This is a genomic window from Acidovorax sp. LjRoot118 (assembly GCF_964253575.1).
Classification (GTDB): Bacteria; Pseudomonadota; Gammaproteobacteria; order Burkholderiales; family Burkholderiaceae_C; genus Acidovorax.
Genome location: NZ_CAXURB020000001.1, coordinates 2,040,872 through 2,055,242, shown reverse-complemented (window position 1 = coordinate 2,055,242; position 14,371 = coordinate 2,040,872). Strand labels below are relative to the sequence as shown.

Below are 14,371 nucleotides of genomic sequence, written 5' to 3'. Positions count from 1 at the left end.
TTTTGTTGTGTAGGTTCTTGCCTATCGGCCATCCAGCAGGAAGGGCAAAGCCGCTTCGAGCAGCGCATCCGGCGCTTCCTCGGCGATGTAGTGCCCGCAGGGCTGCGCATGGCCGCGCACGTCGGTCGCCACGCGCTGCCATTCGGCCAGGGGCTTGAAACACTGGTGCACCACGCCCTGCTCGCCCCACAGGGCCAGCAGCGGCATGGGCAGCAGGCGGCCCGCGTCGCGGTCGGCCCGGTCGTGCACCAGGTCGATGCCGGCGGCGGCGCGGTAGTCTTCGCAGATGCCATGGGCCGTGCCGGGAAGTGCCAGGCAGCGCACGTACTCGGCCAGGGCCCGCGGGTCGAACGGGGCCAGGCCCGCGCTGCGCCGGCCCATCACGTCGCGCACATAGGCAGCGGGGTCGGCCTCGATCAGGCGCTCTGGCAGCGGCGCGGGCTGGATCAAAAAGAACCAGTGCCAGTAAGCGCGCGCGAAGGCGTTGCTGGTCTGCTCGTACATGGCCAGCGTGGGGGCAATGTCCAGCAGCACCATGCGCTGCACGGCCGCCGGGTGGTCCGCTGCCAGGCGGTGCGCCACGCGGGCGCCGCGGTCGTGGGCCAGCACGGTGAAGCGCGGGTGGCCCAGGTGCTGCATCACGGCCAGCATGTCGGCGGCCATGGTGCGCTTGCTGTAAAGCGCATGCTCCGTATCACCGGCAGGTTTCGCCGAATCGCCATAGCCCCGCAAATCCGCCAGCACCAGCGTGAAGTGCTGCGCCAGCACCGGCGCCACCTTGTGCCAGATGGCCGAGGTCTGCGGGTGCCCGTGCAGCAACAGCAGGGCCGGGCCCGTGCCGCCCACCAGCGCGTGGATGTGCTGGCCGTCGGGTGTGGGCACGCGGCAGGGGGTGAAGCCGGGGAAGAGCGGGGTCGTTGTGGTCATGGTGTCGTTGGAGTTTCGGCGCGGGTCTACTCGGCAGTGATTCCGCGCTCCTTGATCAGTTTGGCCCACTGCGGCATTTCCTTTTCGAGCCGTGCGCGCGCCTGCTCGGGCGTCGATGGGATGGGATCGAAGCCGTCCTTGGCCATACGCTCCTTGAGCGCGGGGGTGTTGAGCGCCTGGTTCAAGGTGGCGTTGAGCTTGTCGATGACGGGCTTGGGTGTGCCCGCTGGCGCGAACACGATGAACCAGGTTTCGAAAGCGTAGCCGGGCAGGCCCGCCTCGGCAATGGTGGGCACATCAGGCATCAGCGCCGAGCGTTTGGTGCCCGTGACACCCAGTGCCCGCAGCTTGCCGGCCTGCACATGCGGCTGCGCGGCCGACAGCACGGGAAAGCTCAGCGCCACCTGGCCCGACATGGTGTCGATCATGGCCGGGCCGCCGCCGCGATACGGGATGTGCACGATGGGCGTGCCCGCCACGGCCTTGAACAGCTCGGCCGACATGTGGAAGGTGCTGCCTGCGCCGGCCGACCCGTAGGAGTACTGCCCCGGCTTGGCCTTGAGCAGCGCGATCAATTCCTTGATGTTCTTGGCCGGCAGTGCGTTGTTGACCACCAGCACGTGCTGCGAACTGGCGACGAGGCCGATGGGCGCCAGGTCCTTCAAAGTATCGTAGGGCATCTTCGCCGTGAGGCCGGGGTTGATGGCCAGCGACACGGTCTGCAGGCCGATGGTGTAGCCATCCGGTGCGGCCTTGGCCACCATGTCCACGCCGATGTTGCCACCGGCACCGCCCTTGTTCTCGATGAACAGCGAGCCACCTAGGGCCTTACCCCACTCGTCCGTGACCAGGCGGGCGGCGATGTCGGCGCTGCCGCCGGGGGCATAGGGCACCACGAGCTTGATGGCCTTGTTGGGGTAGCCGGCCGCCTGGGCCAGGGCCGCGGCGGGCGACAGCAGTGCCAGCGTGGCGGCAGCGGTTGCCGCCAAAGCCAGCCGGCGGCCTGGAAAACGGGACGGGAAATCAGTCATGGATTTGTCTCCTGCAGATGGTTATTTGTTGTGGATGGATCTTATGAGTGATGTGCAAAGCCATAAATACCGTCAAAATTACTTCATTCATAAATTCAAAGCACGAATCAAGCACCCATGGATGGCTTTTCGGACCTGCGCTTCTTTGCCCTGCTCATGAAGGAGGGCAGCCTGGCCGCTGCCGCACAGCAGATGGGCATCACCCCGCCCGCGGTCAGCCGGCGCCTGGCCCAGTTGGAGCACCGGCTGGGCGTACGCCTGCTGCACCGCACCACCCGGCGCATCCACCTCACGCCCGAGGGCGAGACCTACCTGCTGGACGGCGCCCGCATCCTCGGCGACCTGGAGGCGCTGGAGCGCACGGTGGCCGGCGCGCGCAGCTCGCCGCGCGGCCTCATCAAGCTGGCCGCCACGCTGGGCTTTGGCCGCGTGCACATCGCCCCTGCCCTGTCGGCCTTTGCCCGCGCCTACCCCGAGGTGGAGGTGCAACTGCACCTGACCGACCGGCCCGTGAACCTGGTGGAGCAAGGCTTCGACGCCGCCGTGCGCTTCGGCGACCTGCCCGACTCGCGCCTCACGGCCCGCCGCCTCATGGCCAACCAGCGCGTGCTGTGCGCGTCGCCCGCCTACCTGGCCCAGGCGGGCGAGCCCACGCAGCCGGCCGACCTGCTGGCCCACCATTGCATCGTGATCCGCGAGAGCGACGAAACCTATGGCACCTGGCACCTGTACCAGGGGGACAGGCAGGAGACCGTGAAGGTGCGTGGCATGCTCAGCACCAACGATGGTGCCGCTGCCACCACCTGGGCCCTGGACGGGCATGGCGTGCTCATGCGCTCGCACTGGGACGTGGCGCCCTACCTCGCCTCAGGCCGCCTGCGACTGGTGCTGCCGGGCTGGGCGCTGCCCGCGGCGGACGTGACGCTGGTGTATCCGACCAAGAGCGACCTGTCTGCCAAGACGCGGGCGCTGGCGGATTTTCTGGGGGAGTGGTTTGGCGGACGGCGGGTGGCGTAAGCAGCCGGCGCACGGATGCAGAATGCAGGCACACAGCAAGGGAGCACACAGGCATGGAGATCCGCCCCATCGCACGATCAGAACTCTTGGAGCTGCTGGCGCTCTACACGCACCTGCATGCTGACGATGACCTACCGCCCGACGGCGGGACGGCCGAGCGGATCTGGGATGAACTGCAGGGCAGCGGCCGCTATCGGTATGTGGGTGCCTATGTGGATGGCCAGCTGGTCTCCAGTTGCACCATCACGGTCATCCCCAACCTCACGCGCGGCGGCAGGCCGTATGGTTTGATCGAGAACGTAGTGACCCATGCCGACCATCGCGGGCGTGGCTACGCCAGGGCCATGCTGCAAGATGCCCTTGCGTTCGCGTGGGCGCAGGGCTGCTACAAGGTGATGCTGATGACCGGACGCAAGGATAAGGGCCTGTTAACACTAATTTCGGGGTCGCGAAGGCCCTTGCCGGCCTGCCAATCTAGGCGCGCGACGCAGCGTGTGCATGTGCACACGCAAGGAGCGCAACGACGAGTGGCAGGCCGGCAAGGGCCTTCCCTTCGGGTTGACCGGCCTGGGGGCCGTCTGCGGCGTTGCCCGCGCTTGCAAGGTTCCTACCTTGCTGCGCACGCGCGCCTTGCATCCAGCCCCCAGGCCGGGCAACGCGATCCCCGAAATTAGTGTTAACAGGCCCTATGCCACGCTGCGTTTTTATGAATCTGCGGGCTTTGACCGGCATGGCAAACAGGCCTTCATTGCCAGGCCTTGAGCCCCATTGGGTTCATGCAACGCCCGCAAACGCATCCTCGATGAAGCGCTGAAGCTCTTTTTCTTCCAGCAGTTCGATCGAAAAATGGCCAAAGCGCCTGGGCAGCCACAGGATGCGCGCGCCGCTGGGTGACTGCAGATCGCCACGCGCCAGGGGCTTGCCATGCTCGTCTTCCGGCTGCACACCGGCGGCCACCAGCTCATCGTAGGCCGCCTCGATGTCAGGGGTGGAGTAGCAGTGGCGGTAGATCGTGCCCTCGCCCTGGGTGTCCATCAGCGCCTTCAAGTTGCCGGCAATGGGCTGCACGAGCATGAAGCGCTCGGTGCCAAACATCACCACGGCATAGCGCACATGCAGGCCACCGCGCTCCCATACCTGGGTCTTGGAGACCCGGGCGCTGAAAACCCCGGCATAGTAGGCGCAGGCCTCCTCCAGGTTGCTGACCAGAACATCGACGTGGCTGAATTTCAGATCCATGGCTTGCCATCACTCCTCATTTTTTCAAGGGTGCAGAGCTTCGCACAGGCCAGGACCTTCAGTTTTCTCAAGCCCTGCCGAAAACAGCCGGAACCGCATCAACAAACCAAGAACCAGAAAATGAGCGCCGTCAGTCTTTCCTCTCCGGCAGCAGCCCTGGGCACACAGAGTGCCGCCATCAAAGCCTCCACCGCATCGAGCACGGTCCCTGCAACAGCCTCCAGTGGAGGGGGCGCAGCGGTCGCCACGGCCACGAGATTCACTGCATCTGTCCCACCGGCGATTGCACCATCGGCCACCGGCGACACCCGCTTTCTCCACGTCACGCAGTACCCCGCGTCCCTCGAAGCAGTGGACGTGACCTACGAGGCACTGGCGAACCTGCAGACCCGCAACGGGCAGATGCAGGTGTGGGAGCAGGCACCCACCACGGCGGTGGACCAGATCATCGGCCGCAACGCCAGTGCCACCACAGAGAAGGCCCGGTTTGCCGGGCTGGGCTCGGCCCTGCTGGAGCAGGTGGCCAGCACGGGCGCCAGCTACCGGCAGACCATCGTGAATGTGGGCGCAACCTACTCGCCGGGCAAGATCCAGGGCAAGGCCACCGATGCGCTGTGGGCCATCCAGTCCCGGCCCAGCGCCAGTGCCGAGCTGACCATCAAGACCCAGTCGGGCGCAACGGTTCGCATCTCGATTGCCGACCAGCGCGAGCCGATCGGCACGGGTTCGGGCATCGCGGTGCAGATCGATGTCGAGGGCGATCTCACGCCACAGGAGAAGCAGGCGCTGCAGTCACTGGCCAAGGGCTTCGACCAGGCCATAGAGGGCCTGGTGGGCGAGCCGCCGACGCTGGACCTGGAAGGCCTGTCGAAGTTTGACACCCAGTTGCTGGGCAAGGTCGAGTTCAAGACCAGCCTCTATGGCGTGGACGACAACGGCTCGCGCATCCAGAAGCTGGGCGTCCGCTACACGGCCGACGCCAGCAACCGCGAGATCGAGATCAAGACCCCCCAGGGCACGGTGGCCATGAAGACCGACCTGCGCCAGAGCGCGCTGTGGGGCACGGTGGACCAGAAGGCCTATGCCGTGCAGCAATACCTGGGCCGCATCGACAAGGCTGCCCAGCGCGGCAATGCAGACGCGGAACTGGTGGCGCTTTTCAAGTCCAGCTTCACGGCCATGAACGGCAGCTACGGGTCGGCAGCAGGCGCCTCAGGCAGCCGCACCACCACCGGCCTCGGGCCAACCCAGTCCGTGGACTTGAACCGCGATGCAGGCGCCTTCAGCGAAGAGGACCAGAGCCTGCTCACAGGCCTGGCGGATTTCAACGCCTCGATCACTGCCACCCGCCGCGCTTCGAACCCGCGCCGCCTCAAGGAGGTGGACAGCTTCGAGTACACGCTCAACCAGTCCACCCAGGTCTCAGGCACCTCGCCCGGCAACCGCGCCGTCACCCAGACCCAGACCGCCAGGCTGCTGGCGTCCTTCCACCAATCGCTCGACGGACCTTCGGCCAAGCTCAAGCTGACCTCCGATTCCGCCACGCAGAACTACTACTACAAGAAGGTGGAAGACAGCAGCAGCACCCAGGTGGAGCTGGCCTACGAGAAGGACGAGCCGGTGCGCGCACTGGTCACCCAGACCGCGTCGCAATCGCTGCAGTCGCTCAAGGTGGAAAACAACCGGATCACCGAGAACACGGCCGATCCGGCCCGCCAGCAATCGAAGCAGACGGACCTGCTGCCCCTGCTCAAGGAACTCAAGCGCCAGCAGGAGGCGAATGCGCTGGCGGATGACGAGAAGCAGAAGACGTTGCGGGAGTGGAATGGGATGGTGCTGGGGGATTGGGGAACGGCGTAGGGCCCCGGCTGCGCACCCGAATCCTGTCAGGAAGCCACCGCCAGCTCATACCGCGCCAACGCCCAGTTACCCTTGGGCACCTCGCTGTGCAGCACGAACCCGAAGCGCTCATAGATCGTGCGCAACGCCTTGCGGTCCGCCACGCAGTCCAGCCGCAGATGCGAAAGCTGCAGTGCCCGCGCCCGCTCGCGCGCAAAGTCGAGCAGTGCGGTGGACACGCCCTGCCCCGCCCAGGCCCGGCGCACCGCAAGCTTGTGCAGATAGACCGAGGTGCCGGGCGCGATCTCGGGCCAGCAGTGGGGGTCTTCCAGGTCCAGGCGCATCACGCCCGCCGCCTCGGAGCGGCTCCTATCGGGCCGGGCAAGCCAGTAGGCGCCAGCGCTGACCTCGCGCGACACGCGCTCAGGGCCGAATTCGGTGGGAGACCACAGGGGCCGGCCGGCGTTCTGCAGCCACTGCGCAACCTCCTGCAGGGTGGAGATGACGGCCTGCAGATCTGAGGCGCTGGCTTGTTCGATGTGCAATGGCATCAGGCTCGGCGGTGACTGGGATGGGCCGCCATCTTAGAGCGGCTAACAAAACTCTTCTGGCGTCGTTGCTGCGTCTTGTCGTACTGCTCGTACTGCCTGCGACGCAGCGCCTAGCCAGAACCGCTTCGCTGAGTTTTGTTAGCCGCTCTTAGCCAGCACACGCCACAGGTGCGCCGCCCTCGCTCAGGCTGCCCCACCCCGTTGCTGCTCCAGCAGCTTGGCCACGATGCGCCGCGCCCGGTTGCCGCCCACGTCCACGTGGATGTCGGTCCAGGTGGCACGCTCGCCGAACTGCAGCATGTTGCGGTACTGGGCCTCGATGATCGCGCGGTCTTCGTCGAAGGTGAAGGCGGTCTGCTCGATCACGGCCTCGATGTTGTCGGGCATGTCGGGGTGCTTGGTGCTCGACATGCTCCAGAAGTAGTGGCAGGTGTCGTCGGTCTCGGGGGTGATGCCGTGAAAGCCGCGCATGTGAAAGCCGCCACGCCCGGGGTCGTCGATGGCGTCGGTGCCGGGCTCCACGGCACCGGTCCAGATGCGCAGGTGGCTCACGTCGAACTCGATCTCCTGCCAGCGGTCGCACTGCTCACCAAAGGGCCAGGCGGCCTTGTAGGTGGGCGGCGGGGTGGAGCCAGGCATGAGGCGCACGACCTTGACGCCGTCGCCTTCGGAAGTGACCTTCATCTCGGCATTCATGTGCAGGCGCGCGTTGCCGCCAATGGTCTTGAGGTGCACATAGCCCAGGTGGCTCAGGTCCAGCAGGTTGTCGTGGATGAGCTGCCAGGGCGCCTGGTAGTGGTAGTTGCCACTGCCGAATTTATAGCGCGGGTCGTCGTGGTAGGGGTAGTCCGGGGGGGCCTTCGCGGGCTCGGTGCCTTCGGCTCGGGGCATCCAGATCCAGACGATCTGGTTCTTCTCGACCACGTGGTAGGCCCGGACCCTGGCCTTGGACGGAATGCGCTCCTGGCCCGGGATCTCGATGCACTGGCCGCTGGGCGCGTACAGCATGCCGTGGTAGCCGCAGCGCACGCCCGCGCCCTCCACGGTGCCGCACGACAGGGGCAGAGAGCGGTGGCAGCAGCGGTCTTCCAGCGCGGCCACCTGCCCGGCCCCGGTGCGGAACAGCACCACCTTCTGGCCCAGGAAGGTGCGCGCGATGGGCTTGTCCACGAGCTCGGACGAGAAGCCGGCCACGTACCACTGGTCCAGCGGAAAGCGGCCTGGGTCCGGGGCTGCGGCGCTGGTGGAGGGCTTGGTCTTGATCTCGCTCAAGGGGATGCAGGCGGTGGGGGTGTTCATGGGATGTCTCCTCTTGTCGTCAGGGATGGTGGGTGGTGGTGCTCAGAGTTCCAGCACCAGCAGCGGCGTGAGCGCCCTGGAGCAGCACGGCGTGAACTGGTCGTTGGCGGCGCGCTCGGCCTCGGTCAGAAAGGTGTCGCGGTGCTCGGGCACGCCTTCGAGCACCCGGGTCAGGCAGGTGCCACACACGCCGGATTCGCAGGAGTACGGCACATCGATGCCTTCGGCCGTGAGCACCTCGATCACGCTCTTTCCCGCAGGGATCTGGAATGTCTGGCCGGAGCTGGCCAGGCGCACGCCGAAGCTGCCGTCCGATGCGAGCGCGGTGGCGGTGCCGGCAAAGAATTCGCGGTGCAGTTGCGCCTCGGGCCAGCCATGGCGGCGCGCGGTATCGAGCACATGGTTCATGAAGCCGGCGGGGCCGCACACGTAGAGATGGGTGCCGGCCTCGGGGTGGGCCAGCACTGCATCCGCATCAAAGCGCTGGGCCTCGGGGCCATCGTCGGCATGCACCTGCACCTGGGCGGCGAACGGGGCCTGCGCCATGTCATGCACAAAGGCCATGCGGGCAGCGGCCCGGCCGCAATAATGCAAATCGAAGCTCTCGCCCGCGCTGTGCAGCGCCTGCGCCATGGCCCAGAGGGGGGTGATGCCGATGCCGCCGGCCAGCAGCAGGCTGTGGCGTGCGCCAGGCGCCAGCCCGAAATGGTTGCGCGGTGCGCTGATGGTGAGCGCCTGGCCCACCTGCACCTGCTCGTGCATGCCCGCCGACCCGCCGCGCGAGGCCGCTTCGCGCAGCACGGCAATGCGGTAGTGGTCAACGGTGGCCGGGTGGTTGCACAGCGAATACTGGCGCACCAGGCCAGGAGCCACGTGCACGTCGATATGGGCGCCGGCCGTGAAGGCCGGCAGGGCCTGCCCCTCGGGGTGCACCAGCTCGAAGCTGCAGATGCCTTCGGCTTCTGCGCGCCGGCTGCGGACGATGACTTGCATTGCGTTCATGGTGGGGGTGGCGTGGTCGCCGGGTTGTCTCAGTCGCCGGCCTTGTGCTGGCTGGCTGGCTTGGGAAAGTGCTTCTTCGCATAGTCCTGCGTGGCGGCATCCACCGCGGGCAGGTTCTCGTGCAGGCGGCGCAACATGCTCAGCAGCAGGTCCACTTCACCCTGGTCCAGCACGGACAGGAAGGCGCGCTCGCGCTCCAGCGCCATGCCCATGATCTGGCCGTGCAGCGCGCGGCCCTCGGGTGTGAGCACGGCGATGCGCAGGCGGCCATCGGTCTTGTCCAGCTCGGTGGTGATCAGCCCGCGCTCCTGCATGCCTTTGAAGCAGCGGCTCACCGAGCCCTTGTCCATGCCGATCACCTTGGACACCTGCTGGGCCGATATGGAACCCTCGATGGCCAGCAGCACCAGGCAGCGCCAGGTCTCGATGCCCACGTCGAAAATTTCCAGGTAGTGCTGCGAGGCCCCGCGCGAGAGCTTGTTGGCGATCCAGGTCAGGTAGGCCGGTACGTAGCGCTCCAGGTCCACCACGCTCTGCGCGTCGGGGAGCTGCACGTCGGAAGGCTTGCTGGCTTTCTTTTTGGTCATAGTCGATTCAATACGGAGTAAGAGGGTTTTCAGTGGACGGCCATGCCCACCCAACGCTCTAGCGTAGCTTCGTCTTCCAGCAGCTCGGCGGCGCCAGCTTCATGGACCACCGTGCCATGGTCCAGCACCACAGCACGCTGGGCGTAGCGCAGGGCTTCGTCCACCTGCTGCTCCACGATGATGGTGGCGATGCCGGTCTGCTGCGCCATCTGGGCGAACGCATGCAGCAGCTCCTGGCGGATCAGCGGGGCCAGGCCCTCCAGCGGTTCGTCGAGCAACAGCAGCGTGGGCCGGCCCAGCAGCGCGCGTGCCACCGACAGCATTTGCTGCTCGCCGCCCGACAGCTGGGTGCCGCCGTTGCGCCGGCGTTCGGCCAGGCGCGGGAACAGGGCGTAGGCCTCGTCGAGCGCGCTGCGCGGGCGGCGCTTGAGGCCGGCCAGCAGGTTCTCCTCCACCGTCAGCGAGGGGAAGATGTCGCGCGTCTGCGGCACATAGCCCAGGCCCAGCTCGGCACGCTGGTGCGGCAGCAGCGCGGCAATGTCCTGCCCCTTGAAATGCAGGCTGCCGCTGCGCAGCGGCACCAGGCCCATCACGGCGCGCAGCGCGGTGGTCTTGCCCACGCCGTTGCGACCGATCATGGCCAGGCGCTCGCCGGCATGCACGTCGAAGGACAGGCCGTCCAGCACGGTGGTGGGGCCGTAGCCGGCCACCACGTTCTGCAGGCTCAGCACAGGTGAGGAGTTCATGGTTCTCAAGCTCCCAGGTAGGCGGCGCGCACGCGCGGGTCGCGGCGGATCTCGTCGGGGCTGCCATCGGCCAGCACGGCGCCTTCGGCCAGTACCACGATGCGGTTGGCAAAGCGGAACACCAGGTCCATGTCGTGCTCGATGATGAGCACGGCCAGGTCGCCGGGCAGCGCGTCCAGTGCGGCCAGCAGCCGGGCGCCGTCGCCCTTGGGCACGCCGGCCATGGGCTCGTCGAGCAGCAGCACCTTGGGGCGCAGGGCCAGGGCCAGCGCCATCTCGATAAGGCGCTGCTCGCCATAAGCCAGGTCCTGTGTGGCCGTGGCGGCATGGGCCTGCAGCCCGAAGCGGGCCAGGATGTCCTGGGCCTCGGCCTGCAGCGCGGGGTAGCCGTCGATGCTGCGCCACAGGCGGCCCGTGAGGCCCTCACGCTCGAACAGCGCCAGCTCGATCTGCCGCTGCACCGCAAAGTGCGGCGCCAGCGTGGTGATCTGGAAGGTGCGGGCCAGCCCGGCGCGCACGCGCTGGGCCTGGCTGGTGCGCGTGACGTCGGCACCGCGCAGCCAGATCTGGCCGGCACTGGGTTCCAGCACGCCGCTGATCTGGTTGACCAGCGTGGTCTTGCCTGCGCCGTTGGGGCCGATCAGCGCCAGCCGGTCGCCCGCGCGCAGCTGAAAGGAGACATTGCGCGTGACATGCAGCCCGCCGAAGCGCTTGTCCAGCGCCTGCACATCCAGCAGGGTGTCCGGGGTGGCGTGGCCGCTCATCGCACTCCTCCCGCGCGCTGGCGCAGCCAGGCCCAGGCCTTCGCGGGCGGCACCAGCACCACCAGCATCAGCAGGCCGCCGACCACGAAGAGCCAGTGGTAGGGGTTGATGGACGCGGCGGTGTGGTGCAGCAGCGTGAACACCGTGGCCCCCACCAGCGCACCGGTGAGCTGCCCTGCCCCACCCAGGATGAGCATGACCAGCGCCTCGGCCGAGAGCGCGAACGAGAGGCCGTCGGTGCCCACCACCGCATTGGTCTGGGCCGACAGGGCGCCAGCGGCACCCGCCAGCGCACCCGCCACCGTGTACAGCAGCCACAGGCGGCGGAACACGGGCGTGCCCAGGGCGGCCATGCGGGCGCGGTTTTCATGGATGCCGCGCACCGCCAGGCCAAACGGCGACTGCACGATACGCTGCGCCCCATAGAACAACAGCACCAGCACCACGAGCGAGTACACGGCAGCCACCTTGCCCTCCAGGTCAAACGCAAAGCGGCCCAGCAACGGCGCCATGGCAAAGCCCGAGAGGCCGTCGTCGCCGCCCGTCCAGTCACGCGCCTTCTGCACCAGGCTCAGCACGATCTGCGAGACCGCCACCGTCAGCATGAGGAAGGTGAAGCCCTGGTAGCGCAGCAGGAAGGCGCCCGAGACCAGTGCCGTGAGCGCCCCGGCCACGATGCCCACGCCCAGGCCCAGCAACGGGTCGGCATGCGCATGCAGCGCAAAGATGCCGGCCGCGTAGGCGCCCAGTCCGAACAGGGCCGCATGCCCCAGCGTGGCCAGGCCCGCCACACCCACCACCAGGTCGAGCGAGAGCACGAACAGGCCGGTGATGAAAATGCGCGTGATGAGCCCCAATTGGTCGGGAAACGCGGCGCAGGCCGCCAGGCCCGCGACCAGCAGCAGCAGGGGTGCGCGCCAGGGCGGCGCACAGCGCGGTGCCGCCTGGGCAGGCTGCACGGGCATGGCCACGGCAGCGGCGGCTTGCACAGGAGTCATGGTGGTGTTCATCGCTTCAGGAGACCATGGGGTCGCCAGGCAAGCAGTGCAGCCATGGCGACAAAGAAGAACAGGCTGCCCCATTCGGACGCCAGGTAGCGGCTGGCGGTCTCGATGGTGCCCAGCAGCACGGCAGCAGCCAGCGAGCCGGCAATGCTGCCCATGCCGCCCACGGCCACCACCACGAGCACCAGCACCAGGTACTTGAGGGCGTAGTACGGCTCCAGCGGCATGAGCTCGGCACCCAGAATGCCGCCGAAGCCGGCCAGCGCGGCACCGGCCGCAAAGCTGGCGCACTGCACGGTGCGTATCGGTATGCCCAGGGTGGATGCGGTGCCGCTGTGGTCCACTGCGGCACGCAGCCACACGCCAAAGCGGGTGCGGGTCACCGTCCACGCGGCGGCCGCTGCCACGGCCAGCCCGGCACCGATCACCAGCAGGCGCTGCGCCGGCAGCGTGCGAAAGCCCAGGTCCACCGAGCCGGCCAGCAGCGGGGGCAGCACGATAAGCTGCACCTGAGGGCCGGCAATGGCGTTGGTCGCGGCGATCAGCACAAAGCTCAGGCCGATGGTGAAGAGCACCTGGTCCAGCTCCTTGCGGCGGTACAGGTGGCGCAGCACCAGCGCTTCGAGCACGGCGCCCAGCAACGCGGTGGCGGCAATGGCCACGGGCACGGCCAGCCAGAAGCTCCACTGCGCCTCGCGGGTGAGCCATGCCGCACAGTAGCCTCCCACCATGGCAAAGGCGCCATGGCTGAGGTTGACGAAGCGCATCAGGCCCAGCGTGACCGACAGGCCCACGGCGATGACGAACAGCACCATGCCGTAGGCCAGCCCGTCGATGAGGATGTTGAAAAGCGTGTTCACGGCGAAGGCAGATTCGTTGGGTTCCCGGCTGCGCTGGCCTTACTTGGCATCAAGCCCGTAGTCGCCGTGCGGGCCGAAGCTCTGCACCTCTTTGTTGACCAACTGGCCACCCACGCGCTCCACCTTGCGCAGGTAGACGTTCTGGGTGATGTGCCGGGTCTTGGCATCGATGCGCACCGGGCCGCGCGGGCTCTCCCACTGCAGGGTTCGGGCGGTGGCCAGGGCCTTGGCGCCGTCCTTCTTGCCGCCGGTGGCCTCGATCATCTTGTGGATCACGTGCATGCCGTCCCACGCGCCCACCGAGGCGTAGTTGGCCACGGCAGCGGGGTCACGCTTCTTGAGGGCATCGACAAACTTCTTGTTTTCGGGCGAGTCATGGGCACCGGAGTAGTGGAACGCCGTGGTCAGGCCCAGGGCCGAGTCGCCGAACTTCTGCAGATCGAACTCATCGGTTTCGGCCGTGCCCAGGAACTGCACGCCGGCCTTGGCCAGGCCGTTCTCGTTGTAGGCCTTGACGAAGCCCAGGTTGGGTGGACCTCCGGGCAGGAAGGTGTACACCGCCTGCGCGCCACTGGCCTTGATGCGCTGCACGAAGGGGCCGAAGTCGGTGGTGGCGATGGGCATGCGGATGCTCTCGACCACCGTGCCGCCCTGCTTCGTGAATTCGGCCTTGAACGCGGTTTCGGCGTCGATGCCGGGGCCGTAGTCGGTCACGGCGGTCACCACCTTCTTCATGTCCTGTCTGGCGGCCCACTGGGCGATGGGCACCGTGACCTGCCACAGCGTGTAGCTGGTGCGGATGAAGTACTCGGACTTCTCGGTGATGGCCGAGGTGGCGGCGTTGAAGATGACGGTGGGCGTCTGGGACTGCTGGATCAGCGGCGCCACGGCCAGCGCGTTGGGCGTGAAGACGAAGCCACCCAGGTAGTCCACCTTGTCCTTGACGATGAGCTCCTGCACCAGGGTCTTGGTCTGGCCGGGGTTGGGACCACCGGTGTCGCGGTAGATGAACTCGATGTCCTTGCCCGCGAGCTTGCCGCCCTGGCTGGCCACATAGGCCTCGGCCGCCGCCTTGAACAGTGCGCCGTAGTGTGCGAACGGCCCCGAGAACGGCCCCACCACCCCCACCTTGACGGCAGTGCTTTGCGCCTGCGCCTGCACGGGGGCAAGGGCCAGGCCGGATGCGGCAAGCAGCGCGCAGGCAAGGGTGCGACGGGTCGGGTTCATGGGGAGTCTCCTGGGTTGGACGCCTGCGTGGCAATGCGCTCGCAAGTCGTGTTGATATGCGTCAAATTATGGTTGGCTTACCAACCAGTTGCAATACCAACTTGTTAGGGGTTTTCCCGGAACGGACGTGCATTGGCAGGGCCAGGGGTGCCAGCGCTTGCGACGGAGAGTGCGTCAAAGACACCTGTTAAGATTTGCGCATCGGGAATCCAGCCTCCCGAATCCTCACGGATAGATGGTGTCCCATCCAAGCGCTGATCACTCTTTGCCGGAGTCAT

General features: G+C 67.2%; 15 protein-coding genes. 3 read left to right on the top strand and 12 right to left on the bottom strand.

Annotated features, from left to right (window positions below; all coding sequences use genetic code 11):
• Window positions 1-21: 21 nt before the first annotated feature.
• Together ACSQ9E_RS09590 and ACSQ9E_RS09585 are read right to left on the bottom strand one after the other, a co-directional pair.
• Entirely contained in the window at window positions 22-927 is a 906-nt protein-coding gene (locus ACSQ9E_RS09590) for an alpha/beta fold hydrolase (protein WP_436217575.1), read from the bottom strand.
• Window positions 928-953: 26 nt separating this feature from the next.
• Window positions 954-1,958 (bottom strand): tripartite tricarboxylate transporter substrate binding protein, encoded by a 1,005-nt coding sequence (locus ACSQ9E_RS09585; RefSeq protein WP_436217574.1) that lies wholly within the window; start codon window positions 1,956-1,958, stop codon window positions 954-956.
• Between the two features lie 117 nt (window positions 1,959-2,075).
• Here ACSQ9E_RS09585 and ACSQ9E_RS09580 point away from each other — a divergent pair, with 117 nt between their 5' ends.
• Together ACSQ9E_RS09580 and ACSQ9E_RS09575 are read left to right on the top strand one after the other, a co-directional pair.
• Window positions 2,076-2,975 (top strand): LysR family transcriptional regulator, encoded by a 900-nt coding sequence (locus ACSQ9E_RS09580; RefSeq protein ID WP_436217573.1) that lies wholly within the window; start codon window positions 2,076-2,078, stop codon window positions 2,973-2,975.
• Window positions 2,976-3,028: 53 nt separating this feature from the next.
• Window positions 3,029-3,649, top strand: a complete 621-nt coding sequence (locus ACSQ9E_RS09575; RefSeq protein WP_436217572.1) for a GNAT family N-acetyltransferase — start codon at window positions 3,029-3,031, stop codon at window positions 3,647-3,649.
• A gap of 100 nt (window positions 3,650-3,749) precedes the next feature.
• Here ACSQ9E_RS09575 and ACSQ9E_RS09570 read toward each other — a convergent pair whose 3' ends face one another.
• Entirely contained in the window at window positions 3,750-4,214 is a 465-nt protein-coding gene (locus tag ACSQ9E_RS09570; RefSeq protein ID WP_436217571.1) for a VOC family protein, read from the bottom strand.
• A gap of 120 nt (window positions 4,215-4,334) precedes the next feature.
• On the opposite strand from ACSQ9E_RS09570, the gene ACSQ9E_RS09565 reads away from it, so the two are divergent.
• Entirely contained in the window at window positions 4,335-6,074 is a 1,740-nt protein-coding gene (locus ACSQ9E_RS09565) for a hypothetical protein (RefSeq protein ID WP_436217570.1), read from the top strand.
• Between the two features lie 26 nt (window positions 6,075-6,100).
• Here ACSQ9E_RS09565 and ACSQ9E_RS09560 read toward each other — a convergent pair whose 3' ends face one another.
• From ACSQ9E_RS09560 to ACSQ9E_RS09520, 9 genes are all read right to left on the bottom strand, one after another.
• A complete protein-coding gene (locus tag ACSQ9E_RS09560) occupies window positions 6,101-6,604 on the bottom strand; it encodes a GNAT family N-acetyltransferase (protein WP_436178733.1) in 504 nt (167 codons plus the stop codon).
• Between the two features lie 183 nt (window positions 6,605-6,787).
• Window positions 6,788-7,903 (bottom strand): Rieske 2Fe-2S domain-containing protein, encoded by a 1,116-nt coding sequence (locus ACSQ9E_RS09555; RefSeq protein ID WP_436217569.1) that lies wholly within the window; start codon window positions 7,901-7,903, stop codon window positions 6,788-6,790.
• 42 nt (window positions 7,904-7,945) lie between these two features.
• Window positions 7,946-8,905, bottom strand: a complete 960-nt coding sequence (locus tag ACSQ9E_RS09550) for a PDR/VanB family oxidoreductase (RefSeq protein WP_436217568.1) — start codon at window positions 8,903-8,905, stop codon at window positions 7,946-7,948.
• A 29-nt stretch (window positions 8,906-8,934) separates the two neighbouring features.
• Window positions 8,935-9,492: a MarR family winged helix-turn-helix transcriptional regulator gene (locus tag ACSQ9E_RS09545; RefSeq protein ID WP_436217567.1), complete on the bottom strand. Its 558-nt coding sequence runs from the start codon at window positions 9,490-9,492 to the stop codon at window positions 8,935-8,937.
• Window positions 9,493-9,521: 29 nt separating this feature from the next.
• The gene (locus ACSQ9E_RS09540; RefSeq protein ID WP_436217566.1) at window positions 9,522-10,238 is read right to left on the bottom strand and encodes an ABC transporter ATP-binding protein; all 717 of its coding nucleotides are present in this window, start codon (window positions 10,236-10,238) and stop codon (window positions 9,522-9,524) included.
• A gap of 5 nt (window positions 10,239-10,243) precedes the next feature.
• Window positions 10,244-11,002: an ABC transporter ATP-binding protein gene (locus tag ACSQ9E_RS09535; RefSeq protein ID WP_436217565.1), complete on the bottom strand. Its 759-nt coding sequence runs from the start codon at window positions 11,000-11,002 to the stop codon at window positions 10,244-10,246.
• Complete coding sequence (locus ACSQ9E_RS09530) at window positions 10,999-12,000, bottom strand: branched-chain amino acid ABC transporter permease (protein ID WP_436217564.1); 1,002 nt, start codon at window positions 11,998-12,000, stop codon at window positions 10,999-11,001. The genes ACSQ9E_RS09535 and ACSQ9E_RS09530 overlap by 4 nt, the downstream gene beginning before the upstream one ends.
• An 8-nt stretch (window positions 12,001-12,008) precedes the next feature.
• Window positions 12,009-12,866: a branched-chain amino acid ABC transporter permease gene (locus ACSQ9E_RS09525; protein ID WP_436217563.1), complete on the bottom strand. Its 858-nt coding sequence runs from the start codon at window positions 12,864-12,866 to the stop codon at window positions 12,009-12,011.
• 39 nt (window positions 12,867-12,905) lie between these two features.
• Complete coding sequence (locus tag ACSQ9E_RS09520) at window positions 12,906-14,093, bottom strand: ABC transporter substrate-binding protein (RefSeq protein WP_436217562.1); 1,188 nt, start codon at window positions 14,091-14,093, stop codon at window positions 12,906-12,908.
• Between the last annotated feature and the right edge of the window lie 278 nt (window positions 14,094-14,371).